General features: G+C 60.8%; 21 protein-coding genes. 12 read left to right on the top strand and 9 right to left on the bottom strand.

Annotation, left to right across the window (positions count from 1 at the left end; genetic code table 11):
- Positions 1-93: 93 nt before the first annotated feature.
- Positions 94-1,191 carry a GntR family transcriptional regulator gene (locus OP10G_RS05700; RefSeq protein WP_025226850.1) on the bottom strand — a complete coding sequence of 366 codons (1,098 nt, stop codon included), beginning with the start codon at positions 1,189-1,191 and terminating at the stop codon, positions 94-96.
- Between the two features lie 243 nt (positions 1,192-1,434).
- Here OP10G_RS05700 and OP10G_RS24090 point away from each other — a divergent pair, with 243 nt between their 5' ends.
- The 3 genes from OP10G_RS24090 to OP10G_RS05685 all read left to right on the top strand — a co-directional run bounded on the left by OP10G_RS24090 (position 1,435) and on the right by OP10G_RS05685 (position 4,891).
- Entirely contained in the window at positions 1,435-2,325 is an 891-nt protein-coding gene (locus tag OP10G_RS24090; RefSeq protein ID WP_025226851.1) for a prepilin-type N-terminal cleavage/methylation domain-containing protein, read from the top strand.
- The gene (locus OP10G_RS05690; RefSeq protein ID WP_025226852.1) at positions 2,322-2,513 is read left to right on the top strand and encodes a hypothetical protein; all 192 of its coding nucleotides are present in this window, start codon (positions 2,322-2,324) and stop codon (positions 2,511-2,513) included. The genes OP10G_RS24090 and OP10G_RS05690 overlap by 4 nt, the downstream gene beginning before the upstream one ends.
- 269 nt (positions 2,514-2,782) lie before the next feature.
- On the top strand, positions 2,783-4,891 hold the full coding sequence (locus OP10G_RS05685) for a hypothetical protein (protein WP_025226853.1): 2,109 nt from the start codon (positions 2,783-2,785) through the stop codon (positions 4,889-4,891).
- 120 nt (positions 4,892-5,011) lie between these two features.
- Here the strand turns inward: OP10G_RS05685 and OP10G_RS05680 are convergent, their stop codons facing one another.
- A complete protein-coding gene (locus tag OP10G_RS05680; RefSeq protein ID WP_025226854.1) occupies positions 5,012-8,284 on the bottom strand; it encodes a WD40/YVTN/BNR-like repeat-containing protein in 3,273 nt (1,090 codons plus the stop codon).
- 95 nt (positions 8,285-8,379) lie between these two features.
- Here OP10G_RS05680 and OP10G_RS05675 point away from each other — a divergent pair, with 95 nt between their 5' ends.
- From OP10G_RS05675 to OP10G_RS05665, 3 genes are all read left to right on the top strand, one after another.
- On the top strand, positions 8,380-11,523 hold the full coding sequence (locus OP10G_RS05675) for a DUF1553 domain-containing protein (RefSeq protein WP_038472644.1): 3,144 nt from the start codon (positions 8,380-8,382) through the stop codon (positions 11,521-11,523).
- Between the two features lie 100 nt (positions 11,524-11,623).
- Positions 11,624-12,178 carry a four helix bundle suffix domain-containing protein gene (locus OP10G_RS05670; RefSeq protein ID WP_025226856.1) on the top strand — a complete coding sequence of 185 codons (555 nt, stop codon included), beginning with the start codon at positions 11,624-11,626 and terminating at the stop codon, positions 12,176-12,178.
- Positions 12,179-12,262: 84 nt separating this feature from the next.
- Positions 12,263-13,759 carry a DUF1501 domain-containing protein gene (locus tag OP10G_RS05665; RefSeq protein WP_025226857.1) on the top strand — a complete coding sequence of 499 codons (1,497 nt, stop codon included), beginning with the start codon at positions 12,263-12,265 and terminating at the stop codon, positions 13,757-13,759.
- Here OP10G_RS05665 and OP10G_RS05660 read toward each other — a convergent pair whose 3' ends face one another.
- Both OP10G_RS05660 and OP10G_RS05655 read right to left on the bottom strand, forming a co-directional pair.
- Entirely contained in the window at positions 13,760-14,611 is an 852-nt protein-coding gene (locus OP10G_RS05660) for a DUF1684 domain-containing protein (protein WP_025226858.1), read from the bottom strand.
- Between the two features lie 90 nt (positions 14,612-14,701).
- The gene (locus tag OP10G_RS05655) at positions 14,702-15,262 is read right to left on the bottom strand and encodes a hypothetical protein (RefSeq protein ID WP_038474385.1); all 561 of its coding nucleotides are present in this window, start codon (positions 15,260-15,262) and stop codon (positions 14,702-14,704) included.
- A gap of 215 nt (positions 15,263-15,477) precedes the next feature.
- On the opposite strand from OP10G_RS05655, the gene OP10G_RS05650 reads away from it, so the two are divergent.
- From OP10G_RS05650 to OP10G_RS05635, 4 genes are all read left to right on the top strand, one after another.
- Positions 15,478-16,371, top strand: coding sequence for a type II secretion system protein (locus tag OP10G_RS05650; protein WP_084179747.1), 894 nt, complete (start codon positions 15,478-15,480; stop codon positions 16,369-16,371).
- Positions 16,371-16,568 carry a secreted novel AID/APOBEC-like deaminase family protein gene (locus OP10G_RS05645; RefSeq protein ID WP_025226861.1) on the top strand — a complete coding sequence of 66 codons (198 nt, stop codon included), beginning with the start codon at positions 16,371-16,373 and terminating at the stop codon, positions 16,566-16,568. Before OP10G_RS05650 ends, OP10G_RS05645 begins: the two co-directional genes overlap by 1 nt.
- A gap of 181 nt (positions 16,569-16,749) precedes the next feature.
- Positions 16,750-17,475: a sensor histidine kinase gene (locus OP10G_RS05640; RefSeq protein ID WP_158409147.1), complete on the top strand. Its 726-nt coding sequence runs from the start codon at positions 16,750-16,752 to the stop codon at positions 17,473-17,475.
- Positions 17,468-17,872 carry an acyl-CoA thioesterase gene (locus tag OP10G_RS05635; protein ID WP_052547578.1) on the top strand — a complete coding sequence of 135 codons (405 nt, stop codon included), beginning with the start codon at positions 17,468-17,470 and terminating at the stop codon, positions 17,870-17,872. Before OP10G_RS05640 ends, OP10G_RS05635 begins: the two co-directional genes overlap by 8 nt.
- Here the strand turns inward: OP10G_RS05635 and OP10G_RS24085 are convergent.
- Positions 17,869-18,882, bottom strand: coding sequence for an HD-GYP domain-containing protein (locus OP10G_RS24085; RefSeq protein WP_025226864.1), 1,014 nt, complete (start codon positions 18,880-18,882; stop codon positions 17,869-17,871). The two genes, OP10G_RS05635 and OP10G_RS24085, sit on opposite strands and share 4 nt — an antisense overlap.
- Before the next feature lie 105 nt (positions 18,883-18,987).
- Positions 18,988-20,703 (bottom strand): ATP-binding protein, encoded by a 1,716-nt coding sequence (locus OP10G_RS05625; RefSeq protein WP_025226865.1) that lies wholly within the window; start codon positions 20,701-20,703, stop codon positions 18,988-18,990.
- Positions 20,704-20,889: 186 nt separating this feature from the next.
- Between OP10G_RS05625 and OP10G_RS05620 the strand changes: the two genes are divergently transcribed.
- A complete protein-coding gene (locus OP10G_RS05620; RefSeq protein WP_025226866.1) occupies positions 20,890-21,576 on the top strand; it encodes an LON peptidase substrate-binding domain-containing protein in 687 nt (228 codons plus the stop codon).
- 11 nt (positions 21,577-21,587) lie between these two features.
- Here OP10G_RS05620 and OP10G_RS24080 read toward each other — a convergent pair whose 3' ends face one another.
- The 3 genes from OP10G_RS24080 to OP10G_RS05605 all read right to left on the bottom strand — a co-directional run bounded on the left by OP10G_RS24080 (position 21,588) and on the right by OP10G_RS05605 (position 23,272).
- Entirely contained in the window at positions 21,588-21,971 is a 384-nt protein-coding gene (locus tag OP10G_RS24080; protein ID WP_025226867.1) for a response regulator, read from the bottom strand.
- Between the two features lie 120 nt (positions 21,972-22,091).
- The gene (locus OP10G_RS05610; RefSeq protein ID WP_025226868.1) at positions 22,092-22,613 is read right to left on the bottom strand and encodes a hypothetical protein; all 522 of its coding nucleotides are present in this window, start codon (positions 22,611-22,613) and stop codon (positions 22,092-22,094) included.
- Between the two features lie 2 nt (positions 22,614-22,615).
- The gene (locus OP10G_RS05605; RefSeq protein WP_144241013.1) at positions 22,616-23,272 is read right to left on the bottom strand and encodes a hypothetical protein; all 657 of its coding nucleotides are present in this window, start codon (positions 23,270-23,272) and stop codon (positions 22,616-22,618) included.
- Between the two features lie 56 nt (positions 23,273-23,328).
- Between OP10G_RS05605 and OP10G_RS05600 the strand changes: the two genes are divergently transcribed.
- A complete protein-coding gene (locus OP10G_RS05600; protein WP_038472638.1) occupies positions 23,329-24,084 on the top strand; it encodes a lysophospholipid acyltransferase family protein in 756 nt (251 codons plus the stop codon).

The following is a 24,084-nucleotide window of genomic DNA, read 5'->3' as shown; positions in this document are numbered from 1 at the left end:
TGGCGTCTTTGTATTTTGACCGGGCTCGGCAAGGCAAAAAAGCCGGTTGGCATTGGGCATCTTGCCAGTGGGTTCATCGGCTGGGAGCCGATGCTACTTGGGGACGCTGCCGGTGCTGGAGGCTCTGACAATAAGCCGAACCGGGATCGTGATGTCGTGGGCGGCTCGCAGGCGCTCGGGAGTGCTTTGGCCCATGCGGTCGATCAGGATTCGGGCCGCCGCCGTTCCGACTTCGTAAAACGGCTGGTCGACGGTCGTGAGCGTCATCGCCTCGGTGTAGTCCGGGATGCTGTTTCCGTAGCCGGTCACCGCCAGATCGTCCGGCACCCGGATTCCCTCGTCGTGCAGGAATCGGAGCAGGGTGAAGGCCACAAGGTCGTTCGAACAGACGATCGCGGTCGGGCTCAATTTCCCCTGCGAGAGCTGGTGGCGCATCGCCACGCCGAAGAACGGTACGTCGATTCCGTGGAAGAGCAAGTTGAGGCGAGGGTCGACCGGCACGTCGTTCGTCTCGTGGGCCAACACGTACCCGTGCCACCGGTTCTGCACCGTCTCCGCGAAGACGTCGTCGGTGAGAAACGCGATCCGCCGGTGCCCCTGACTCAGCAGATGTTCGGTGATCATCTGCCCGCCCGCAAGGTCGTCGAACCGAACGCTATCCGCGGAAACCCCGAGCACCCGTCGGTCGACGAGGACCAGCGGAATTGCCCGGTTGAGCTTCCCCAGCATCTCCGCGTCGGTCGGGTTCTGCGGCCATAAAACGACCCCCGCGGTGTCCTCCGGAAGCCGGTCGGGGTCCGGAACATGGTCGAGGGCGGCGCCTCGCGCCGGATCGGTGTTGCGCCGCCGCACCCGGTACCCCGCCTGTTCGGAGATATGGCTGAATCCCTCCATCAGATGCGTCAGGTTCGCCGACGATCCGCGGTGGATGTTCACGAGAAAGGTATCCGGCCCCGGGGCGGAGGGAGGAACCCGGACGAACGAGCCGCGCTTTTCCTGCGTCAGGATTTGGCCCTCTTTCTCAAGGAGCTCCAGTGCCTGTCGAATCGTGTTTCGCTGGACCTCAAAGCGGATTCCCAAGGCCCGCTCCGAGGGCAAGCGCCCCTCCACGCCGAACTCTCCGCGAAGAATCTGCTCCTTAAGCTCTTGGGCGATCTCCTGGTATTGGAACAGATGATTGGCTCGCGGCATGCTGGTACAGAGTATATACCAAGAATCGATAAATCGCAGATTTAATACACCACAAGTTGTGCATCGCCAAAATCTGGCCTATAATTGAACGGCTGGACAGATCGCTGAAGCTCGACCAGATCGTGTGCAAAACTATACCAGTTGTCCACGGCGAACTCAAAAGGAACTTATCGGCCCCGCTGCGGGGGCGAACGATGAGAACCGGCTTCTGCTGGCTTCCGGCGCAAAGGACAGGTCATATCCATGCGTCAAAGTAGACAAGCCTTCACTCTCATAGAGCTCCTCGTCGTAATCGCCATCATCGCGATCCTTGCCGCCATTCTTTTCCCTGTCTTCGCACAGGCCAAACTCGCCGCCAAGAAAACCGCCGCCCTTAGCGGCGCCAAGCAGATTGCTCTCGGCTCCCACCTGTACGCGGGCGATGCCGACGACAAGTTCGTCCCCTGCGCCATCTACAACCAGCCAGGAATCAACAACCCGGGCGCAAAGGAAGAGAGCGGGGAGTGCTTCTACCACCTCGAGCCGTTCGACTCGATGCTCGAGCCGTACATGAAGAGCGCCGAGCTTTGGTCGGTACCGGCCGACTCTCATCCGCTCGAAGATCCATGGACCACCGACGCCTGTCTGTGGGACGGAAAGTACAAAGGCAAATTCATCCGCCGCTCGTTCGAGATGATCAGCCACATCGACACCGTGGAGGCGGGAGGATGGCTCGACCGCAACACCGGCGTCACGCCGAGCTGGTGGGATATCACCGGTGGATTCCCAATCCGGACGATGACGGAGTTCTCCGATCCGTCGAACACGATCGCGTTCGCGGAGATCTGGCCCTTGAACGGCCAAGCGGGCCGCGTCGGCGCCGTTTCGGACCCGATCGTTTTCGGCTGCAACGCCTGGAAGTTCGCGGGCCGCGTTCCGTTCAGCGGAGCCCCGGGCGATCGCTTGCCCTCCGGTGGCGACAACTGCGACGACATCACGCGCATCTCCGGCTTCGACCCGACTCCTGGCTACATGGGCAAGGCGAACTACTCGATGGCGGACGGTAGCGCCAAGAACCTAGGCTGGGGTCAAGTTCGAGGAAACGACTTCTACAAGTTCAAGATCCAAAAGCCGACCCAGACCTTCGCGCCATGAGGAATCTAGCCCTCTTCTTAGTAACCGTGCTCGCCTTGGCGAGCACGGCCGGGTGCAATTCGAAGACTCCCGAAGAGGTCGAAGCCTCGAAATACCCGCAAGTGAAGCCGCTCTCGCCCGCCGAAGAAAAGGCGGCGCGAGAACGCCTCCACCTGGGAGGCCCGCTAACTGAGCCCAAAAAGCCGTAGTGTCCTAGCCCCTCACGCCATCCAATCTTGCTCGGCTGCCGTCTTCTTTGCGTTCTTGGCGATCCGCTTTGCGTCCTTGGCGAGAAACTCCGGAAGGGGATTTCTCGCCAAGGACGCGAAGAACGGTGGAGTTCCAGTTGACGAAAGGGTGAACGCAAAGAGCGCAAAGGCAGAGCGGCCCGCCCGAGTGAAACATCAGCACGCGCCCCCACAAGGGGCGCTAATCTTTACACGAACATGCCCATGCCTCATCTCACCCTCATGCGCCGGTGCCGGCGATGATCCCCCTGTTCGCCCTCGCGCTAGCTCTCATGCAAGATCCGGGCCAAATCCGCGAAAGGACGGTCTTTCAGACCGGAAGCAACTACACCGACCGGATCAATATCCGGGCCGACGTCGCCATCGTCTACGGATTCGACAAGACGATGCCCGACCGGGTCAAAGCCTGGCGCGACCGCGGTTACCGGATCCACCTCATGACCGGGGTCGCTTGGGGCGAGTACCAGGACTACTACTTCGGCCGCTGGGACGGGATCAACCACGAAGACGAGGCGCAGACCCGCCAGAACGGGGAGAAGATCGGCCACGGCGGCGATGTGTACTACATGTCGCCGGGGGCCAACTATGGGAAATACCTCGCGGAGGGAGTGCGGCGGGCGCTGGATGCCGGTGTGGAAGCGGTCCATCTGGAAGAGCCGGAGTTTTGGAGCTGGGGTGGATACGGCGCGGGGTTCAAAAAGGAGTGGCAGGCGTTCTACGGTGAAGCGTGGCAAGATCCCACCAGCTCGCCGGATGCGCGCTGGCGCGCGGCAAAGCTCATGTACTTTCTGTACCGACGAGCCCTACAGCAGGTGTTCGACTCGATTCAGGAGTACAACGCGCAGCATGGAACCCACGTGCGGTGCTATGTCCCCACCCATAGCCTGCTGAACTACGCGAGCTGGGGCATCGTCAGCCCGGAATCGAGCCTCGCCCGCCTCAAAGGATGCGACGGATACATCGCCCAAGTCTGGACCGGCACCTCGCGGGAACCGAACTTCTATCAAGGAGTGAAGAAGGAGCGGACCTTCGAGACGGCATTCCTGGAGTATGGGTCGATGCAGAACCTAGTGCGGTCGACCGGACGCGGGGTGTGGTACCTCGCCGATCCGATCGAGGACAACCCGAACCACGACTGGGGCGACTATCGCCGAAACTATCACGCGACGCTGATCGCCTCACTGCTTCAACCGGACGTCGCCCAGTATGAGGTGATGCCTTGGCCGGAACGTATCTTCAACGGCACGTACCCGTCGGAGGCGGATCCTAAGAAACGGGTGCCGATCCCGCCCGAATACGCCAGCGAGCTCCAGGTGGTGATCAATGCGCTGAAGGACATGAACCAGCGCTCGGTACGGTGGGAAAGCGGCTCGCGCGGCGTGGGGGTCATGGTGAGCGACTCGCTGATGTTCCAGCGAGGTGGCCCGAACGCGAGCGACGGCGAGATGGGCCACTTCTACGGCTTGGCGTTGCCGTTCGTCAAACGGGGAATTCCCGTGCAGCCGGTGCAGCTCGAAAACGTCACGCTTCCGAAATACCTTGACGGTCTCAAGGTGATTCTGATGACGTACGAGGGGATGAAGCCGCTGACCGAAGATGTCCACGAGGCGATCGCCAAGTGGGTTCGCGCGGGCGGCACACTTGCGTTTGTCGACGCCGACCGCGACCCGTTCCTCGGGGTTCGCGAGTGGTGGAACAGCGGCGCGATGAAGTACCGAACGCCCCGAGAGCACCTGTTCGAAAAGCTCGGCCTGGAGGCGACCCCCTCGCAAGAGGCGACGCCGGTAGGGAAAGGACGCCTCGTCTTCTTGCGCCGCAGCCCTACGGAGATCTCGCGCGACCAAGCCGGTTCAACTTGGCTCTACGACAAAATCCGTTCCGGCGCGAAGAACCTCCGCTGGCAAGAAACCGGATCCTTCGTCCTCCGCCGAGGACCGTACATTGTCGCCGCGGGCATGGACGAGGCCGACCTTCGGCCGCGAACCTTGAGCGGACAATTCGTCGACCTCTTCGATCCTCAACTGAAGGTCGTCGATCAAATCACGCTGGCTCCGGCTTCGCGCCACTTCTTAGTCGATCTGGCCAAGTACGCCCGCCCCGTCGTCGTCGCCGCCTCGGGCCAGGTACTGCAGACGAAATCGAATGTACAAGGTTGGAGCGGAACGATTGAGGGGATCGCGCACACGCCGGGCGTGCTTCTCTTGCGGACGGCGGCAAAACCGCGCCAGGTCTCAATGTCCGGCCAAACCCCGACGACACAGTACGACGAGGCTCACCACCTGCTCTGGGTTCGCTTCGACAACCAGCCCCGACCCATCAAGATCGAGGTCTCGTACTAGCCTCATACGGACCGTAGAGCTCCAGCTCTGCTCCCGCTGTACAAAGTACAGCAGGAGTTTCCGCACGTGCGATGCACGTGGCAGAGCTGGAGCTCTGCGGTCCGTATGGGGGGCGTCAGGTTAGGGGGTTAGCGGTTTTAGGCCGTTCTTTGCCAGCAAAGCATTGAAGGTCACTAAGTCCTTCGACTTGAACGCTTTCCAACTCTTCGTTAGCGTCTCCATCTCCTTGCAGCGGGCGCGGCAGGCGTTTCGGGTCGGTTCGTTGGGGGCCATGTCGCCGGTGTCGAGGGAACTGAGTTGGCGGGTCATCGCCCCGCTCAAGCCGGCGAACGTCGGGGCCGCCGGCGCGCCGCCACCCCCGCCTCCGAAACGTCGCCCGCCGCCCGCCGAGCCGCCCATCGCGGCCAGCTTGGTATCGAGAGCATCCGCCGCCTTGGCGACCTCTGCCGAGCGGTTCGACTTCAAGTCGATGAGCGCGGTCCGCATTGCGGACACTTGCTTGTAACCGTCCCAAGCCTCCTTGGCGCACTCGTAGAGCTGCATCTGCACCTCGTGCTGGGCTCGCAGCGCGGATCCGTTCGACGGCGAGCGTGGGTCGTTCCGCACCGTCACCGTCTGCTTGTAGCTCTTTCCGTCCACTGTCAGCACCACCGTGTACTCACCCGGAAGGGCAAGGGGGCCCTCTGGCGATGCGGGCGTCTGGCCCGGGTTGGCGCTGATCTCGTAGTTGTGGCTGAACGCGGGCGGGCTGTCGTACCGGAGGTTCCAGTTGATCCGGTTGGTACCGATTTCGGTCGGCATCGGCATCGGCTTTTCGAGCCAGAAGTCGGGGACCGGAGCGGGCGGCTCCGCCAAAGGCGGAATCGGCGCGCTCGACATGTGGCGAACCACATTGCCGGAACGATCCCGAACCTCCAAAGTAATGTCGCCCGACGGCTTGGAGCCGAGATAGTAGTAGATGATCGCGCCGAGAGGCGGATTCAGCGCGTGGGGGATCTCCGGCGGAAACGGCGTATCGCCGTTTGTGTTGCGTCGAACCCGGATCGCGTCGCCCGGCTTGAACAGATGGGCGGGCTCGGATGCGATCGCGGGCGTAATCTCCCGAAGCGGCGAGATATCGTCGAGAACCCAGAAACCTCGTCCGTAGGTGCCGACCACCAGGTCGTTGTCTTTGACGACCATGTCGCGGTACGACGTGTTCGGCAGATTCAGCATCAGCGACTGCCAGTTGTCGCCGTCGTCGAACGACACGTACATCGAGCTTTCCGTCCCCGCGAACAGCAGCCCCGATTTCTTCGTGTCGCAGCGAATCACCCGGGCGAAGCTGCCGCTCGGCTGCTCCGTCGGCAAGCCGGATACGATCTTCGTCCAGCTCTTGCCGAAGTCGTGGGTTCGGTAGAAGTACGGTTTGTAGTCGGCCGCGTTGTGATAGTCAACCGCCGCATACGCGGTTCCCGGATCTTGGTGCGAGGCGTCGATCGCCGAAATATCGGCGCGCGCCCGATTCGGCAGGCCGCGGATGGAAACATCGTCCCAAGTCTTTCCGTGGTCCTTCGTTAGCTTGACCAGCCCGTTGTTGGTGCCGACCCAAATAATGTTGCCGTCGACGCTCGAAGGCGAGAACGACTCGATCGCGCCGCCCGGGGAGGGCGGACCCTGCATGTGCGGCACCCCTTCTTCCTCTTCCTCGTCGTCCATATCTTCGTCCGAGGTGGCCTCATTGGTGCTTCCGGCAGCCGGCCGCGTTCCCGGGCGAGCGGGCGCTTTCTCACTGGGCGGCTTAACCCCGCGAGGGAAGCCAAGGTCGGGACTGAGCTTCTTCCAGCTCTTCCCGCCGTCTGTCGTGGCCATCAGGAACTGGAATCCCGCCATGAGCTCGTGCGGGTTCGTCGGAGACCACAGCATCGGCTGGTTGCCGACCTTTCGCAGTGCGAGAGTCGAGTCTACGTTCGGGCTGACGTTCACCCATTGCCCGTTCGGATAGGTGATCTTGACGATCCCTCCGCCGGGGCCGCCGGAGTAGACGATCTTCGGGTTCAGCGGGTCCGCCACGATCGAGCCGAACTCGTAGCCGGGGGTGGGGAGCCAGTCGAGCGGGGTGATCTCGCCAAGGTCGCCTCGGCTCCGGGTCGCGACGGCGCCCGAGTCCTGCTGGGTGGCGTACACCCAGTACGGGTAGGAGTTATCGACCGAGATGTGATAGACCTGCGCGGTCGGCTGGTTGTACCAGGAGCTCCAGGTCTGTCCACCGTCGAGCGAGATCGTGGCCCCTTGGTCGGTGCCGAAGAAGAGGCGCTTCGAGTCGGTTGGGTCGATCCACATCTGCTGCGGGTCGTCGCCGCCCGGAGCGCCCTTAAAACCGGTGAACGTTTTTCCGCCATCTCGCGAGACATAGCTGGAGGTGTTGATGACGTACACGACGTCGGGGTCCTTTGAGTCGACGTACACGCCGCAGTTGTAGCCGCCCTGCCCGTTCGCAACTCGACGGTCGCTCGCATCCATTTGCCGCCAGCTCGAGCCCCCATCGTCCGACCGGTAGAGGCCGAAGTTTCCTACCAGATACATCCGCTGAGCGTTGGTGTTCATTGCCACCGCAACGCACGTGCGCCCGGAGAGTGGGGGCAGATCGTCGCTTACGATCCTTTTCCAGGTGACTCCCTCGTCGGTGGATTTGAAGAGCATCGTCCCCGCGCTCCCCGCGCCTCCACCGCCGCCTCCGAAGCCACGCGCCGCTCCCGGAGCGTTGTAATGCCGCACGGTGGTTGCGAGCATCACGTTTGGATGGTCGTAAGCCCACGCGATCTTTTGGATGCCGGTCTGATTGTCGACGTAAAGCGTCTTCTTCCAACTCTTCCCGCCATCGGTGCTGCGGTAGAGGCCGCGCGTTTCCGACTGCGCGTGGACGTTCCCCTGAGCCGCGACCATGACGAGATTCGGGTCGTGCGGGTCGACCAAGATCGAAGGGATCTGGCGGGTGTCGTCGAGCCCGAGGTGCACCCAGGTTTTGCCGGCATCGGTCGACTTGTAGAGGCCGTTCCCCTCGTTGATTCCGCCTCCGGTGATCATGTCTCCCATTCCGACATAGATCACGTTCGGATCGGACGGCGCGACCTCGACCGCGCCGACCGAAGAGGCCTCTTTCACTGAGTCCATGACCGGGACCCAGGTCGTCCCGGCGCCGGTGGTCTTCCATACGCCGCCAAGCGGCAGTCCGGCATAGAACACCCCGGGCTGCCCCACCGCACCGCTCACCGCGGAAATCCGGCCCCCTCGAAATGGACCGATATTTCGCCAAGCGAGTCCGGAGTAGAGGTTCGAGTCGGTCGAAGCGACCCCGAAAGCGGCAAGCGCAAGGGCTGCGCCGGTAACAAGTGGAAGAAATCGATTACTCATGGGCACCACGCGTATAACGCTCAAAATATAAGCCAGTTCATCCTCCGGCGATAAGTGCTACAAACATCTCCCGCTGGTAGGTGTAACCTACGAAGATGCGGACTCAGGGCGGAGTATCTGGCTTTTTGCTGATGTTGGTCAGCGCCTCGATGCTCGCGGGCGCCGCGCTGTGGCCCGCCCAGAAACCGGCAGCGAAAGAAAAACTCAGCTATTCGCGCGACGTCCTCCCGATCCTCTCCGACAAATGCTTCAAGTGCCACGGCCCCGACGCGGGGAGCCGGATGGCCGGCATGCGGCTCGACACGCCCGAAGGGGCTTTTGCAAATCGGGGTGGCCGATTTCCGATCGTCCCCTGGAAGCCGAACGACAGCCTCGTCGTCAAGCGCATCAACCATCCGACGATGACGATGCCTCCTCCGTCGAGCGGCAAATCGCTGACAAAGGAGGAGATCGCGATCCTCACCCGTTGGATCGCCGAGGGGGCGACTTACGGGCGGCTTTGGTCGTTTCAGCCGGTCCCCGCAAACGTTGCTGTTCCCCACGTCAAGAGCACTTGGCCGCGCGGCGACCTCGACCGGTTCATCCTGGCTCGCCTAAAGAAAGAGGGACTGGCGCCCAGCCCACCCGCCGACCGTCTGCGCTGGCTGCGGCGAGTGAGCTTGGACCTTACCGGGCTTCCGCCGACCGAACGAGAGATCGCCGAATTTCAATCCGATAAGAGCCCGGCCGCGTTCGAGAAGGTCGTCGATCGCCTCCTCGCCAGCCCCCACTTCGGAGAGCGAATCGCCGTCGATTGGCTCGACGCCGCCCGCTACTCGGACAGTTACGGCTACCAATCCGACCTGCTGATGCCGACTTGGCCGTACCGCGACTGGGTCGTCAAATCGTTCAACCAAAACCTGCCATACGACCAGTTCCTCACCGACCAAATCGCCGGCGACCTGCTGAAGAATCCAACCCGCGACCAACGTCTCGCGACCGCCTTCAACCGTCTCCACAGGCAATCCAACGAGGGCGGGTCGATCGCCCTCGAATTCAAGACCGAGTACGCCGCCGACCGTGTAAACACCTACGGAACCGCCGTGCTCGGCCTGACCGTCGGGTGCGCCCGCTGTCACGATCACAAATTCGATCCGATTACTCAGAAGGAGTACTACCAGCTCTTCGGCTACTTCAACTCGATCGACGAATACGGCCTGCTGCTCAGCACCGAGATCGTCCCCACCCCCTCGCTCCTGCTCCCGACCGCAGAGCAAGAGCGGAAGTTGAACGAATTGAAATCAGCGGATCGACAAGTCCAACTGAATCTCGCCAAGGCAACGAAGGACGCTGAGCAGCGGTATCGGCAATGGACGGGCAAGCCGCCCGAGACGCCTCAACTCCTTGCCCGGTTTTCTCTCGACGGAGACGACGGCGGTAAGTTCGCCAACGATCTGGGCGGAAATTTGACCGGAGCAAAGATCCAAAACGTTGACCTCGTTCCCGGCCATCGGGGGAAGGCGGTCCTCTTCGACGGCGACAACGGCGTCCTCTTCCGAGGCCTACCCGGAAGAGAAAGGTGGGACGCCTTCACCTGGTCGTTCTGGATCCAAGATCCGCGCCCCGGGAAGGGACCGGTCGTCCTGATGCATCGGACCGGCGGAACCGACGTCGGCTTTTGCGGCTTCGAGCTAATGCTGGAGGACGGCTATCTCACCGCCCGAGTAATGCGGCACGCCCCCGGAAACGCGATCGTCGTCCGAACCAAAGCCCAGGTGCCGAAAGGGAAGTGGTCGCAAGTCGCGTGGTCGTGGGACGGGAGCGGACGTGCCGCCGGACTCAAGATCTATCTCGACGGCCGACCGGCCGAAACGACGGTTTTGAACGATCAGCTCTGGAAGAAGATCAACGCCTACGGCGACCTCGGCCCCAGCGGCGGGGAGTGGTCGTTCGCCCAACGTTTCCGCGATTCCGGTTTCAAGGGTGGCAAGCTCGACGACGTCGCTTTCGCCGACCGGGAGCTGAGCGCGTTCGAAGTGGCCCAGCTCTACGGCAACGCAGCTCCTAGCGATCTTCCGGGCTATTACATCGCTGCCGTGGACCCCGAGGTCAGGGCGGCCCAGGAAGCGGTGAGGAAGGCTCAAGAGCAGTTGGCGAACGCCGAGGAAGCGGTATACGAGATCTCGGTGATGGAAGAGGCGAAAAAGCCGATCCCCTCCTACCTCCTCGCCCGCGGCCGTTACGATGCGCCTCGAACCGCCGCCACCCTCGTTAATCGAGGCGTGCCGAAGTCGCTTCCGCCCTTGAAGGTCGCCGGGAAAAACGACCGCCTCGCTCTGGCCAAGTGGTCGACTCGGTCGGACAATCCGCTTACCGCCAGGGTGGCGGTGAACCGGCTTTGGCAAATGATTTTCGGCGTCGGACTGGTGGAAACCAGCGAGAACTTTGGCTCACAAGGTTCGCGCCCGACCCATCCGGAGCTTCTCGACTACCTCGCCCGCCGCTTTGTGAATTCCGGTTGGGATGTCAAGGCGCTGTTGCGAACGATGGTTCTCTCGGCGACCTACCGTCAAGATTCCAAGCTCACGGCCAAGCTGGCAAAGGTCGACCCGGAGAACCGTTTGCTCGCGCGCGGCCCTAGCCACCGTCTATCGGCCGAGATGGTCCGTGATACCGCCCTAGCCGCGGCCGGCCTCCTCAATCCCAGGGTCGGCGGTCCCCCGGTGAACCCGTACCAGCCCGCCGGAATCTGGCAGGAAAACAACACGATGAGCCCCGGCTTCGTGCAGAGCAAGGGGGCCGACCTCTACCGCCGAAGCCTTTACTCCACGTGGAAGCGGACGACGCCCGTCCCGAGCATGCTCCTCTTCGACGCCACCTCGCGAGAAGCCTGCGCCATCCGCCGACCGACGACCAGCACTCCGTTGCAGGCCCTGGTCTTGCTGAACGATGTGCAATTCGTAGAAGCCGCCAGAGCCTTGGCGGATCACGCCTTGGTTGCGTCCGCCGATACGGGCGAGAGAATCCGGCTAATCTTCCGCCGCCTCGCCGGCCGCAATCCCGACGCCCGAGAAATGGCGGTTCTCACCCAAGGCCACGAGGAGCAGCTATCCCAGTTCAAATCAACCCCCGCCGACGCGGACAAGTTGGTCCACGTGGGAGAGTCGAAGCCGACAACGATTGACCCCGTCGTTCTGGCCGCCATGACGGTGACGGTACAGACTGTCTTGAATTCGGACGCGGTGGTGTGGAAGAGGTAAATCTATCTTGAGTAAGACGAATGAGTCAAATGGGACACATGCGTCTTATGGGGTTCCATTTGTCCCATCAAAGAGTCTCAGGTGATATTCTCTTCCCACCATGGCCGACGAACCCTTGCTCCCGCCCCACGGTGGATACCGGGATCTCAAGGCGTTCCAAAACACGGTGATCATCCACGACGCAACGGTCGCTTTTTGCCGACGATTCCTAAAGCCCACAGATCGTACGGTGGACCAGATGGTTCAGGCAGCTCGAAGCGGCAAGCAGAATATTGCGGAAGGTAGTTCGATGAGCGGGACTTCGCGTGCATCCGAGCTGAAGTTAGTCGGGGTAGCACGTGCAAGCCTGGAGGAACTGCTCAACGACTATCAGGATTTCCTGAGGCAGCGAAATCTGGCCGAGTGGCCGAGGGATCACGAGAAGGCGGTATACATCCGGCGTCTTGCTTACCGAAACGGAAAGTCTTACTCGACCTACCGGATCTACATCGAGGAGAAGTCACCCGAGACCGCCGCCAACACGATGGTCTGCATTCTCAGGCAAACGTGCTATTTGCTTGATAAGATAAAGAAGCAGCTAAGCGATCGCCTCGTCGAGGAAGGCGGTATTAATGAGCGGATCTACCGCGAGCGGCGAAACCGAAGAGGCTTTTGAAATGGGTCTTATGGGACTCATGTATCCCAGATGACCCATCAGTCCCATAAGACCCACTGCAATCCCCATCAAAGGAATTAAGCCATGCACTCCCTCGACCCCGAAAATCCCCTTCGCGAACTCCTCGGCTTGACCCGCCGCGAGTTCTTCGGGCGCACCGCGCAGGGGTTTGGGGCGATCGCCCTTGCGTCACTGCTACCAAACCTCGCCCTCGGCCAGCAGTCCGCCGCCCCCCTCGGCAAATTCCACCACGCGCCGAAGGCGAAGCGGATCATCTACCTCTTCCAAGCCGGCGGACCGGCGCAGCAGGACCTGTTCGACTACAAGCCGCTCCTGAACCAGATGCACGGCCAACCCCTGCCGCCGGGCATCAGGCGCGGTCAGCGGCTGACCGCCATGAGCAGCAACCAGAGCGTGATCCCGCTCGCCGGTTCGCCGTTCAAGTTCGCCCAGCACGGCGAGAGCGGCGCCTGGTTCAGCGAGATCCTGCCTCACCTCTCGGGCGTTGCCGACGACCTCTGCTTCGTCAAGTCGATGTTCACCGAGGCGATCAACCACGACCCGGCGATCACTTTCTTCCAAACCGGCAGCGAGCAGGCCGGACGTCCCTCCTTCGGCTCCTGGCTCTCCTACGGCCTCGGCTCGATGAACGAAGATTTGCCGACCTTCGTCGTCCTCGCCAGCGCCAACCAGGGTGACCAGCCGCTCTACGCGCGGCTGTGGGGAAGCGGCTTCCTAGACTCTCGCTACCAAGGCGTCCGGTTCCGATCGGGCGGCGACCCGGTGCTGTACCTCTCCAACCCGGACGGCATCTGCGGCTCCGGTCGCCGCGCCATGCTCGACCGGCTCGGAGAGCTCAACCGGCACGAGTTCGAGCGAGAGCTAGACCCGGAGATCGAGAGCCGGATCGCCCAATACGAGATGGCCTACCGAATGCAAACCAGCGTGCCGGACGTGACCGATCTCAGCAAGGAGACCAACGAGACCTTCGAGCTCTACGGCCCCGAATCACGCAAACCCGGCACCTTCGCCGCCAACTGTCTGCTCGCCCGGCGACTCGCTCAAAAGGGGGTTCGCTTCATCCAGCTCTACCACCAGGGTTGGGACCACCACGGCGGCTTGAAAGGCGAGATCACCAGCCAGTGCCACAAGACGGACCAGCCGGCCGCCGCGCTGATCAAAGACCTAAAACGTCTTGGCATGCTGGACGACACCCTTGTGGTCTGGGGCGGCGAGTTCGGCCGGACCAGCTACTCGCAAGGCCCGCTCGATATCAACTCTTTCGGCCGAGACCATCACCCGCGCTGCTTCACTGTCTTCATGGCGGGCGGCGGAGTGAACGCCGGTACGACCTATGGCCGCACCGACGACTACGGCTACAACATCGCCGACGCCGACGGCAAGATTCTCGACCCGAATAAGCAGGACTTCACCGACGGAGCCGTCCACGTTCACGACCTACAGGCCACTCTCCTATGGCTGCTCGGCGTTGACCACGCCAAGCTCACCTTCCCGTATCAAGGACGTGACTTCCGCCTCACCGACGTTCACGGGCACGTGGTGAAGGCGCTCATGAAGTAGCTATTTGTGAAACTTCTTTTCTCCCGCTCGGATGGGTACCGGTAAGCGGTTCCCCTTCGGCGGGAGCGGGCAAGTGGCGAAGTCGGTGTAGGCGCACGGCGGGTTGGTCGCCCGGTTGAAGTCGATCGTAACCTCTCCGTTCGCCGGCTTCTCGGTATCGAGGAAGCGCCCGGCGCCGTAAGTCTCCTTGCCGGTGGTGGCGTCCTGAAAGTTCAGAAAAAGCCCGCTTCCGGAGTCTTGAGCGTCGAGCCGGCAAACCTTTCCGTCCATGGTGAAGGTTACGTAGCCGGGGCAGGGAACGGGCGTGGTGTCACCGAGAACGTTCGTGATCGAGATCGTCTTCGGAGGGTCGTACGCGATGAACTTGGCCTTGATCGTATAGGCGGGATTGGCAGGGTACCAGTGGAGTCCCCGGAATTCTTTGTGAGCTTTCGAGTGCGGGTCGTACATGCGGATCCCCACTCTCTTCCCGCGGACGATCACCGTCAGCACCAGGTCTCCCACCTGAATCGCGTCCGGGCCACCTTCCGCATCTGACTTCACGTCCGCCTCGGCGACTTGCTTTCCACCGATGATCACGTCGGTTGACGATGCGGCTCGAAAGGAGACCTTTTTGCCGCGTCGAATAAACGTCCCCAACGCGCGTGGGGCGCTAGGGGGCAGCCGAACCCCGTTGGAGGGCGCGGAGCCGACCGTCGTCTCACCCTCCTCGAGCCAGAACAGCCCGGCGACGCTGAGCCACCCGCGCTCGCCCTTTAGTTCACTCTCGTAGGCGGCGCGCCACTTGGCTAAATCCATCGTCTGGACCTGTGCGTTCAGCGCGAGAAGACAGGGCATGATCGCCAGAATCATGATCTTAGTTAACCACCACGGCAGCCCGCCCTGCCGGACTTCGACAGCAACGGTTCGTTCGACACCTCTAGCGAGAGCGGAAAGAAGTTGCTACGGGTGGGAGTCCCCGGGCATTAGATTCTCGTGGATCAGCTTCGCTTTTTCAGGCAGAAGCTGCCCTTTCCTATCGTATCGAAGCTCGATTACTTCGTCGAACACGTCATCCGGCCACCTGCCGGCTGGCAAAAGCTTCTTTGGGTCGGCGCCGAACGCCTCGATGAGCCCCGGAATCTTTCCATGACGCCACGAGATCAAAATTCGGCCGCCGTATCTCTGGGCGCCCAATTCTTTCACGAGCGCTGCCGGATCGGAATCGGGAAACCGTACGTCGACCTTCTGCCTGAGCGATGCTGCGAGCGGCTCGACCGTTAAGCGAGGCCGGCGGCTCTTCTTGGAGTCGGAGGCGGCGAAGATGTGGGTGAGCCGGTACTTCTTGAAATATTGAACGTACGCCCTCGCTCGCGCCTCCCCGGCCGAGGTTAGTCCGTCCCCTTCCGGCGGTTTCTCGGCATGTCGAACGATCAACACGGTCGCGTTTGCCAGCGCAGGGGTTTCAGTTGCCGGCATCTGTCCCGTTACCAAGCCAAGCGCCAGTAGTCGGAGAAGAATCACGGGGAAAGTGTACGCAGCCCCTCCGCGCAGAACTCCCGCCATTCATCAATCCTTAACACTAGCGAGCCACGGAAGATTGGGTTCGATTCCTGGTCATAGCGGGGAACCCTGGCGAAATGAATAGAGTATTTGCAACTAATCGCGGAGGCGATTCTCATCGAAATTTGGAGGCTGTGCGTCAATCGGCTCAAATCTTCGGCGGGAGGAATATGACGATGAAAATTTATTCCCGTGGATTCACCCTAATCGAGCTCCTGGTGGTTATTGCGATCATCGCTATCCTGGCGGCCATCCTCTTTCCAGTCTTCGCTCAGGCGAAGGAAGCGGCAAAGAAAACGGCAGGGCTCTCCAACCTCAAGCAGGTGGGGACCGCCATGACGATCTACACCAACGACAACGACGACCGCCTGCCGTTCGCCCTTATCCGCAACTCGGCCGGCAATTGGTCCCCAGGGCTTCTCGCCGAGGTCCCGAACGATTGGCGTCTGACCACCCCCGCGACCCTCGAGCGCCACTCCGTGTATTGGGCGAACAGTATTGCGCCGTACACTAAATCAATAGAACTGGTCAAGATTGGCGACGGGGTCAATGCCGCCCAGGCCTCGTCGCCTCAACCCGGCAAACTCCCTCAAAACGTAGGGATGAGCTTTAACGGGCTCCTGCACACCTATTCTTTAGGTTCGGTTTCCCAGCCGGGAACGGTTCCCCTGCTGTGGTACGCCACCGGACGAGTCAACTGGACCGGCCAAATGATCTCCACCCCCTCCCTGCGCTGCGCCGGGGCTGGGGAATGTATTTTTAACCCGACCGGCTACCCCGACGATACAAACGGGGGCGGGAGCCCATTTGGTTCGGTTTGGTATGCCCCTCCCGCGGAAACAAGGAGTCACCGGGCGTACGCCAACGGAACGATCTTCGTGCGTACCGACACCTCGGCCAAGTTTAAGCGAATCGGCGTCGATGGCGGAGGGACCGTCGCGGACTTCCTAACCGATCCATTCTCCGTTTACGATGCGAACGTTAAAGGAACTCAGTACACGGGATGCCGGCCGACGGGATCGACCGCTCCGTACTACTGGTGCTTCTTCCGACCGGACTTGGAATTGTAATGAGAACCGTGATCGCGTTCGTCGCGGCGTCCGTTGCGATGGCAATCGCTCTTACCGTCGCCGGCTGTACTAAGCCGGCGGCGGAAGAGGATCGCCTCGAAAAAGAGCGTGCGATTCAGGCTCAGTCAAAGCTCAGGTTGGGGGGCTCCGCCTCTCTAGCGAAAGACACCCCAGCCGAGGCTACCGCCGACAATTAGCCGACATTGCCGAGCCCATTAGACCGAATTTGGCCTTCCCGACATGCAATCCATAGGATCGAAGGTCGACCCGCGGGGAACCAAGGACTTCGTCGTGGTCGTTGGACCGAATAATCGAGAGGGCGGCGAGCATAGTTTCGACGGCAGCCAGTATAGTTGCTTGCGTCGGAACATCGACAGGATGAAGTGGAGCTTGGATCGGGAAGCAGAGCTACAGCGTCGAATTGAACAGTTAGAAGAGCGGGCGACTAACGCGGAGCGGGACCTCGAGCAGTTCCTGTATGCCATTTCGCATGACCTTCGAGGTCCGCTTCGTGCGATCATGTCGAGCTCGATGATCCTCATCGAGGACTATAACGATCGTCTCGATGCCGAGGGCAAGAGCGAGTTGCAGCGTCAATCGCGCAACGCAAAGCGGCTATCCGACATCATCGAACAGATTTTAAAGGTTTCAAGGCTCGGGCGTCAGACGATGACGCCGGCCGAACTCGATCTCAGCGCCGCCGCCTCGGAGGCAGCTAGCTCGGCGGGGGTGGACGCCATCGTTCAGCCGGGAATGTCCGCTGTGGCGGACGCCGATCTCGCGAAGAAGCTGTTTGGCGCGCTGATCGATAACTCCGTGAAGTTTGCTAGGAAAGATTCCCCCGTCCACATCGAGATTGGACAGAAGGACGGCGCTTATTTCGTTCGGGACGATGGAATCGGCTTCCCGCCAGAAAAGGCGGAGGAAATTTTTAAGCCGTTCGACCGCCTTCATCCCGAAACTGAATATCCGGGATGGGGAATGGGACTCACAATGGTCCGCCTCATCGCTCAGCGGCACGGCGGCCGAGCGTGGGCCGAAGGACGGCCAGGCGAGGGGGCCACGATCTGGTTTACCCTCCCGGCAAATGGGGCCCATGTTTGAACCGGCCTTTACGCTGACCCTCATCGCCTCACCCGAAGATATCGACGAACTTGGACACGTCAATAATGTGGTCTACCTGCGCTGGGTCGAGGCGGTCGCGCGGGCCCACAGCGAGCAGCTCGGATTCGGAATCGACCGATATAAGGCGTTCGCGGCGGTGCCGGTCGTGCGACGGCATACCCTGGTCTACCACGTGCCGGCGATGAGCGGGGACGAGATCCAGGTTCACACCCGAATCGCCTCGCTACACGGGGTGCGCGCGACCCGAGAGACGAGGATCGAACGCGCCGACACGGTTTTGGCCGAGGCGGAGACGGAGTGGGTTTGGATCGACCCGGTCCGAAATCGTCCAGTACGCATTCCGGACGACGTCGCGGTTGCCTTTACGAGCGGTTAGAGCCGAACCCGGGTGGCTTCATCGCGCATTAGGCGGTTCTTCTGATGCTGCCAGGCGATCCAAGGGTCGTTGGGGACTTCCTCTCGAATTGCGACGATGTCCGGCAGGGTGTGGAGCATCGTATCGACCACGGCGGGGTCGAATTTACGGCCGCTTTGCTCGATGATGAACTGCACCGCCGCGGAAGCGTTCCAGGCGTCCTTGTATGACCGTTCGCTGAGCAACGCGTCAAGAACGTCGCAGACCGCCACGATCCGGCCCTCCACCGGGATCTCTGTACGGGCCAAGCCGTGCGGATAGCCGGACCCGTCCCAGTTCTCGTGGTGGGTCAGGGCGATCGTCCGGGCGACGCTGAGCAGGTCGTCGTCGCTCCCTTCCAAGAGGGCGGCTCCCAATAGAACGTGGCGTTCCATGAGACGCCGCTCTTCGGGCGTGAAAATGCCGTCTTTGCGGAGGAGGTAGTCCGGCATGCCCACTTTCCCTATGTCGTGCAGCACCGCCCCATGGAAGATCAGCCGGGCGCGCTGCTCCGGGACACCCATGCGAATGGCGATAATTTGCGCGCTTCGCGCGATCCGGTAGTTATGCCCACCGATCGTGTCGTCCTTCCACTCCGCCACCACGGCCAAGCGGTGCACAAGTTCGACCTTGGACCTTGCCGCGTCTTGCCTTGCCAATAAGAGCTCGTGAAAGCCGCGACGAGATAGAAAGAAGACAACGAACGAAGTGACCACCAGAAAGATGGCGTTTTCCAGCATCAGCTCTCGCCAATGGCCGTCGGGGTTGCGGAGGAGCGGGGCTCCTCTCGATGCGATCAAAAGATAGACCAACCCAATCGCGAGGTACAAACCGAGAATCCGGAAGGCAAGGATGTTCTCACTGAGCTTTGGAGCATCCGTGCCCGGGACCGTGGGCAGCCCGGATCGAACCTCCGAGGCAGGCGCTTCGGAGCGGCTTGTTTCTGCGATTCCGTAAGCAGATTCCCGATTGAGCCTGGCTGTCGCCCCCACGCTGCTAATAATCGGTGCAAATAGAATAGGCCATTAGTCACGGAGGCTCTGAATTCGTAGAATTCAGAGCCTCCGTGTTCGAGCCAACAAATTGCCGGCTTCGTGCTACTCGTTCGCTTGCTTGGCCTTCTCGATGTCCAACTCGTTCGGGATGCGAACCCAGAAGGTTGAGCCCTTGCCGACTTCCGACTCCGCCCAGATCTCACCCATGTGAACTTGAGTGACCAAGTGGTGGACTAGGAAGAGGCCGAGTCCAGTGCCGTAGATCTTCCGGTTGTCGTCGTTGTTGACCCGGTGAAACTTCTCGAAGACCCTCTGGAGGTGCTCCTTCGGAATTCCCATTCCCTGGTCTTCCACGCCGATCAGCGTCGACTCGCCTTCGTTCTTCGCGTGAACGGTGACGTCGCCGCCGTTCGGGCTGTACTTGATGGCGTTGTTGAGCAGGTTCGTCAGAATCTGATCGAGCTTGTCCTCGTCCCCGACGATCGTTTCAGGCAGGGCGTTGTGGACCTGAAGCAGAACGCGGTGCTTGCTGCTTGCCTGCTGCTGAACCGCGACCGATTTCTCGAGAAGCGGGAGAAGCGGGAAGCGCGAGTAGTTAGGCTGGAGCGACTCGCCCGATTCAATCCGAGAGGTGTTGAGGAGGTCGTCGATGAGGCGCCGAAGCCGGTCGCACTCGGAGACCACGATTCCGAGGAATTCGCGCTGGTCTTCCTTCGTGTAAAGGTCGGCATCGAGACCCTCGAGAAGCGTTGAGCTGAAACCCTTGATCGCGGTAAGCGGCGTTCGGAGCTCGTGCGAAGCCATCGCGACAAAGCTGGACTTCATCTTGTCGATGTTCCGCATGTCGGTGACATCGTTGAGGATGACCACGACGCCGAGGTCCTTACCGTCCTCGCCGTGCACCGAAGCGGCCTGCGCTTCGTAAATCCGCTCGCTGCCGGCGACATGGACTTGGATCTCGCCCTTGCCGCCTTCGGTGTTCTCTCGGGCGTTCTGGACGATGTTAAACAGCTCCGGAACGGGGATCGTCGCTTGCAGGTCCTTGCCGACGGTCTCGGGTCCGAGATCGAAGATCGCCCGAGCGGACGAGTTGATCTGGCTGATGCGTCCTTCACTCGAAACGAGCATGAGGCCGGCAGTAAGTGCCTCGAACGTTTGGACCAGCTCTTGGCGCTTCTGAATCGCCTCTTGGTAGAGTTGCAGGTTCGCGATGATCGATCCGACGTTTCGAGCCATCCGCTCGAGCAGCCGGACGTCCTCGTCGTTGAAATCTTCTCCGTGCCGCTTATTGAACGCGTGCAGCACGCCGATGGTCGTGCGCTCGATTACCCGGTTCTCTTCATCCCGCTTCTCGATAACGAGGGGAACGGTGAGACCGTTGGAGACATGCAGTAGCGCGAACGGGTCCTCTTGAGCGCGAGGGTCGTTCATGATGTCGTGGAAGATCAGCGGCGTCGCTTCGCGGAAGACATGGCCGGAAATGCCATGGCTCGCCCGGATGCGGAACAGCTTGAGCTTTTCTTCTTCCACACCATAACTAGGCGGAATCCCCATCAACTCCCCGCTTTCGCGGTCGTGGAACATGATTACGATCTTCTCCGCTTGGAGAATCATCGCAATGCGCTGTACCAGGCGTCGAAGGGTGACGTCGGCCTCGTTAATCGGGGCGACGTCCACGGACTCGGCGGAGCCACGAACAGACGCCGACTGAGCGGCCGCCGTTTCTTGTTGTTGGAGTTTTTGCTCCAACTCGGCGTTCCGCTTTAAGGCGGCGTCTAGTTGCTCTCTGAGCGAGTTCAGTTCGTTCTCGTCGCTCATCGTCTTTTGTGTACCCAGGGACACGTGCACCACTCTACCTCTCCTAGCCGCGCCGTTGCACGGGACGTTTGCCCCAATGACAGCAAGACACACGACCATGGGCGCGCTTGTCTTGGGAACTACCCATTGATGACGTCGGTCTAGCGGTCAAGCGTTCGACTTGGAGAGCGTTATACTGGATTCGGAATGGCACGAGAGCTAGAAGAAATGCCGCTGTTCCCGCTCAACACGGTGCTGTTCCCGTACGCATCGATTCAGCTTCATGTTTTCGAGGAGCGGTATCGCGAAATGGTTCGGCTCTGTCTGCACGAGGATCGGCCGTTTGGCGTCGTCCTGATTCGATCCGGTCCTGAGGTGGGCGGCCGCGCCGAGCCTTACCTCGTCGGAACCGCTTGCCGGATTCAGCGGGTCCACACGTACGACGATGGTCGCTTGGACGTCCACGTCGTGGGCGAGCGCCGGTTCAGGATTCGAGAGATCGACGATTCCCGCCCGTTCTTCATGGGTCAAGTCGAGCCGGTGATCGAACACGAGATCGAGGACGTGGGGCGAGCGGAAGAATTGCTCTCCCGAGCGAGGACCGAATTCGAGATGCTGATCCGGCGTCAAATCGAGCGGCAGGAAATCAGCGTCAAGGTGGTTTTTCCCAGCGATCCGGTGGTCCTCTCCTTTACTATCGCGAACCTTCTCCAGATGGCGAACCTGGAGAAGCAGCGGTTATTGGAAACGACAGACACTTTGGAACGGGTGGAAGACCTTATTCCGGTCCTCGAGCGCCATATTTTAGAAGCGGAAATCAGCGACGCCGCGCCAAGCGCCACTTACTACCGCTTGGGAGCGGACGATCTACGCGAGTGGATAACGCCTAACTGAGGCGGCCGGTGTTATCCAGACGCCCATTTTGTGCAGATTGCCGTCACCGCATCGGCGTAGGCCGACGGGTCGGTCGGTTTCTCTACGTACTCACGCACTCCCAGCGCTTCGCATCGGGCGATGTCGGAAGGACTTACGGAGGATGAGAAAAGCACGATCGGCACTTGCGCACGTAGCTCTTCCGACGTGGCGGCGAGGATTTCGGGCGCGCCCATGCCGGGCATTTTGAAGTCCAACAATATTAGCGCCGGGGTCACACCTTCGCGAATTTCGCGACCGGCGGATTCACCGTCGACTACCGTTTCGATCTCCCACTCCGGCAGCGCATTCCTTAGCGCACGACGCGTGAGTTGGAGGTCGAGCTCAGAATCATCCGCAACTAGAACTCTAGGCATCCTTGTCTCTCCCTTATGGATTCTTGCGCATTTTCTGTGTCTTTATCTAGGGTCGATGCCCTAATGGCCCAGCAATTTTTACAGTGAAAGGGCCGAAAGTCGGGGTTAAAGGCGAGTCCATCAGCCTTGCCCGGCTTTCTTTACTAACACGTTGTCCTTTGCAAAACGAACAAAATCGTATCCAGCCGCTTCAACTTGTTTGCGCAACTCATTGACGGCGGCGACTCCCATTGCGTTGAGGTGCTTCTCGGCCGATTTCATTTGGTCGGGATCTTTCGACCTGAAAGCGGCCATTTGCTCCTCCAGGCCGTCGGCCAGCCGGATTTTGGAGATCAGAAGCGCCTTGTGGACCTTCTTAAGCTCCTTGGGAGGGACTACGTCCAGAATCGCGTCGACCAATTCGTCGGTCGCCGCGCGGTAAGCCTCGTAGACCGGGATCAGTTTCGCCACCGCCGAATCCCCATCCGTCCCCGGTTCTGTCGTTGCCTTTTCGACCCCTTGATAGAACCCCTGCGAAGCCTTGTCATGAAGATTCAGCGCCTTGGTGAGCGCCTTCTCGTATTCGGAAGGGGCCGGAGGGTTGGCGCTGGCGAGCGCGAAGGTCAAAAGAGCGATGAAGAGAGCGATCAGTTTGCCGGTCATAGCTATTTTCCTTTGTCACTCTTTCGGACGAGCCGGACGTTCCTCCAATACTCTTCGGCGTCAAAACCTCCGGAAGCGAGAGCCTCGTCCACCCCTTTTGCGCCTTCGTCCGTGAGCGTGTTGCGCTCTTGGGCTAGGTTCGCTACCTCTTGGTCGTTCCCCTCGTTAATTGCTGCGACCGCAGAATCGAGATTTTCGTTTAAACGATCAAGTGCGCTTAGAATGGCATCATGCACCCGTCGCGCGCTAGCCGGAGGCTTGAGCGCTTCGAGTTTCTTGACCGACCGTTCGACGGACGAATCGAACCTGGAGTATGGTCCGAGGAAAGCCTTCATCCCCTTCTTGTCGATGTCGGTGACCTGCTTCCGCATCTCGTCGCGGAAAATCTTTACCGCCAGCGAATGCGATTGAAGAATGGTGTGTAGCGACTGGCTGTATTTGTCGAGCGCATCGCGATCGTCTGTGGAACTTGCAATTGGCGTCGCCACCGGGGGCATGTTCACTTTTTCGGGGGAGCTCGGAGCATTCGGTTTGACGCTCGTCGCCTGCTTTCCGGCCGGCTCGGCCAGCTTTGGCGGTTCGGCGTCGTTTTGATTCGAACACCCTGTGACCGCGGCCAGTAAAACAAGAAGAGCGACGAGAGGAAAAAGGCTCCGCATCACCCCGATTATGAGCCCGAGCGACGACCGACGATTCCATCGGATCAGGTACATGGATGGGGTTGTCTCCCACTAAGGCGCCCCAGATAGACGGTGCGATCGGCCGGATGGTCGATCGGATGATTCGGCGGTCGGTTCGCCGCACGTTTCGCGGCGTCTACTGGCAGCCTCCCCAATTGCCGGTGGGAGAGCCGGCGATCTTCGTGCCGAACCACCACGGTTGGCACGATGGATACGTCATGTATCTCGCGCTTTCGCAGCTCGGCCTCCGAGGATTTCACGATTGGATCGAGGAGTTCGACCGCTTTCCGCTGTTCGGGAAAATCGGCGGCATGCCCTTTCCATCCGACGATCCGGTCCGTCGCGCGGCGACGATCCGCCGCACGATCCGGCTGATGAAAGGGGACCGAAGAAGCTTGATGCTTTTCGCCGAAGGGATCCTGCACCGCCCGCCGGAGCTGTTGCCGTTCGGAAAGTCGTTGGATCTGCTCGTCAAAAAGGTGCCCGATGCGGTTGTGATCCCGGTCGGCATCCGGTACGAACACTCGATGCACGAAAGGCCGGAGGCTTTCCTGCGATTTGGAGAGCCGATGGAGGAGGGGCCCGAAATGTCCCGCCGCACTCGACTCGCCGTCGCAAAGCAGCTAGACCGGATCGCCGTCGACCTTTCGGTTGCGCCCGATCGGTTCCAGTTGCTGCACGCCGGAACCAAAGATGTGAACGAGCGAATGCAGCTAAGCAAGATGCCCGGCTTTTCTCGGTTGAGGGTTAAGATGGGCGAATATAAGTCGGAAGAACCTCGTAGCCAGTAG

Source organism: Fimbriimonas ginsengisoli Gsoil 348 (genome assembly GCF_000724625.1).
Classification (GTDB): domain Bacteria; phylum Armatimonadota; class Fimbriimonadia; order Fimbriimonadales; family Fimbriimonadaceae; genus Fimbriimonas; species Fimbriimonas ginsengisoli.
This window is presented reverse-complemented; position numbering and strand designations above follow the sequence as displayed.

Coding starts and splice junctions, on each gene's coding strand:
- OP10G_RS05690 (WP_025226852.1), top strand. CDS start 2,322: ATGAGGAATCTAGCCCTCTTCTTAGTAACCGTGCTCGCCTTGGCGAGC.
- OP10G_RS05600 (WP_038472638.1), top strand. CDS start 23,329: ATGGGGTTGTCTCCCACTAAGGCGCCCCAGATAGACGGTGCGATCGGC.
- OP10G_RS24080 (WP_025226867.1), bottom strand. CDS start 21,971: ATGCCTAGAGTTCTAGTTGCGGATGATTCTGAGCTCGACCTCCAACTC.
- OP10G_RS05605 (WP_144241013.1), bottom strand. CDS start 23,272: ATGCGGAGCCTTTTTCCTCTCGTCGCTCTTCTTGTTTTACTGGCCGCG.
- OP10G_RS05640 (WP_158409147.1), top strand. CDS start 16,750: ATGAAGTGGAGCTTGGATCGGGAAGCAGAGCTACAGCGTCGAATTGAA.
- OP10G_RS05645 (WP_025226861.1), top strand. CDS start 16,371: ATGAGAACCGTGATCGCGTTCGTCGCGGCGTCCGTTGCGATGGCAATC.
- OP10G_RS05665 (WP_025226857.1), top strand. CDS start 12,263: ATGCACTCCCTCGACCCCGAAAATCCCCTTCGCGAACTCCTCGGCTTG.
- OP10G_RS05620 (WP_025226866.1), top strand. CDS start 20,890: ATGGCACGAGAGCTAGAAGAAATGCCGCTGTTCCCGCTCAACACGGTG.
- OP10G_RS05610 (WP_025226868.1), bottom strand. CDS start 22,613: ATGACCGGCAAACTGATCGCTCTCTTCATCGCTCTTTTGACCTTCGCG.
- OP10G_RS05680 (WP_025226854.1), bottom strand. CDS start 8,284: ATGAGTAATCGATTTCTTCCACTTGTTACCGGCGCAGCCCTTGCGCTT.
- OP10G_RS05650 (WP_084179747.1), top strand. CDS start 15,478: ATGAAAATTTATTCCCGTGGATTCACCCTAATCGAGCTCCTGGTGGTT.
- OP10G_RS05670 (WP_025226856.1), top strand. CDS start 11,624: ATGGCCGACGAACCCTTGCTCCCGCCCCACGGTGGATACCGGGATCTC.
- OP10G_RS05660 (WP_025226858.1), bottom strand. CDS start 14,611: ATGATTCTGGCGATCATGCCCTGTCTTCTCGCGCTGAACGCACAGGTC.
- OP10G_RS05675 (WP_038472644.1), top strand. CDS start 8,380: ATGCGGACTCAGGGCGGAGTATCTGGCTTTTTGCTGATGTTGGTCAGC.
- OP10G_RS24090 (WP_025226851.1), top strand. CDS start 1,435: ATGCGTCAAAGTAGACAAGCCTTCACTCTCATAGAGCTCCTCGTCGTA.
- OP10G_RS05700 (WP_025226850.1), bottom strand. CDS start 1,191: ATGCCGCGAGCCAATCATCTGTTCCAATACCAGGAGATCGCCCAAGAG.
- OP10G_RS05625 (WP_025226865.1), bottom strand. CDS start 20,703: ATGAGCGACGAGAACGAACTGAACTCGCTCAGAGAGCAACTAGACGCC.
- OP10G_RS05635 (WP_052547578.1), top strand. CDS start 17,468: ATGTTTGAACCGGCCTTTACGCTGACCCTCATCGCCTCACCCGAAGAT.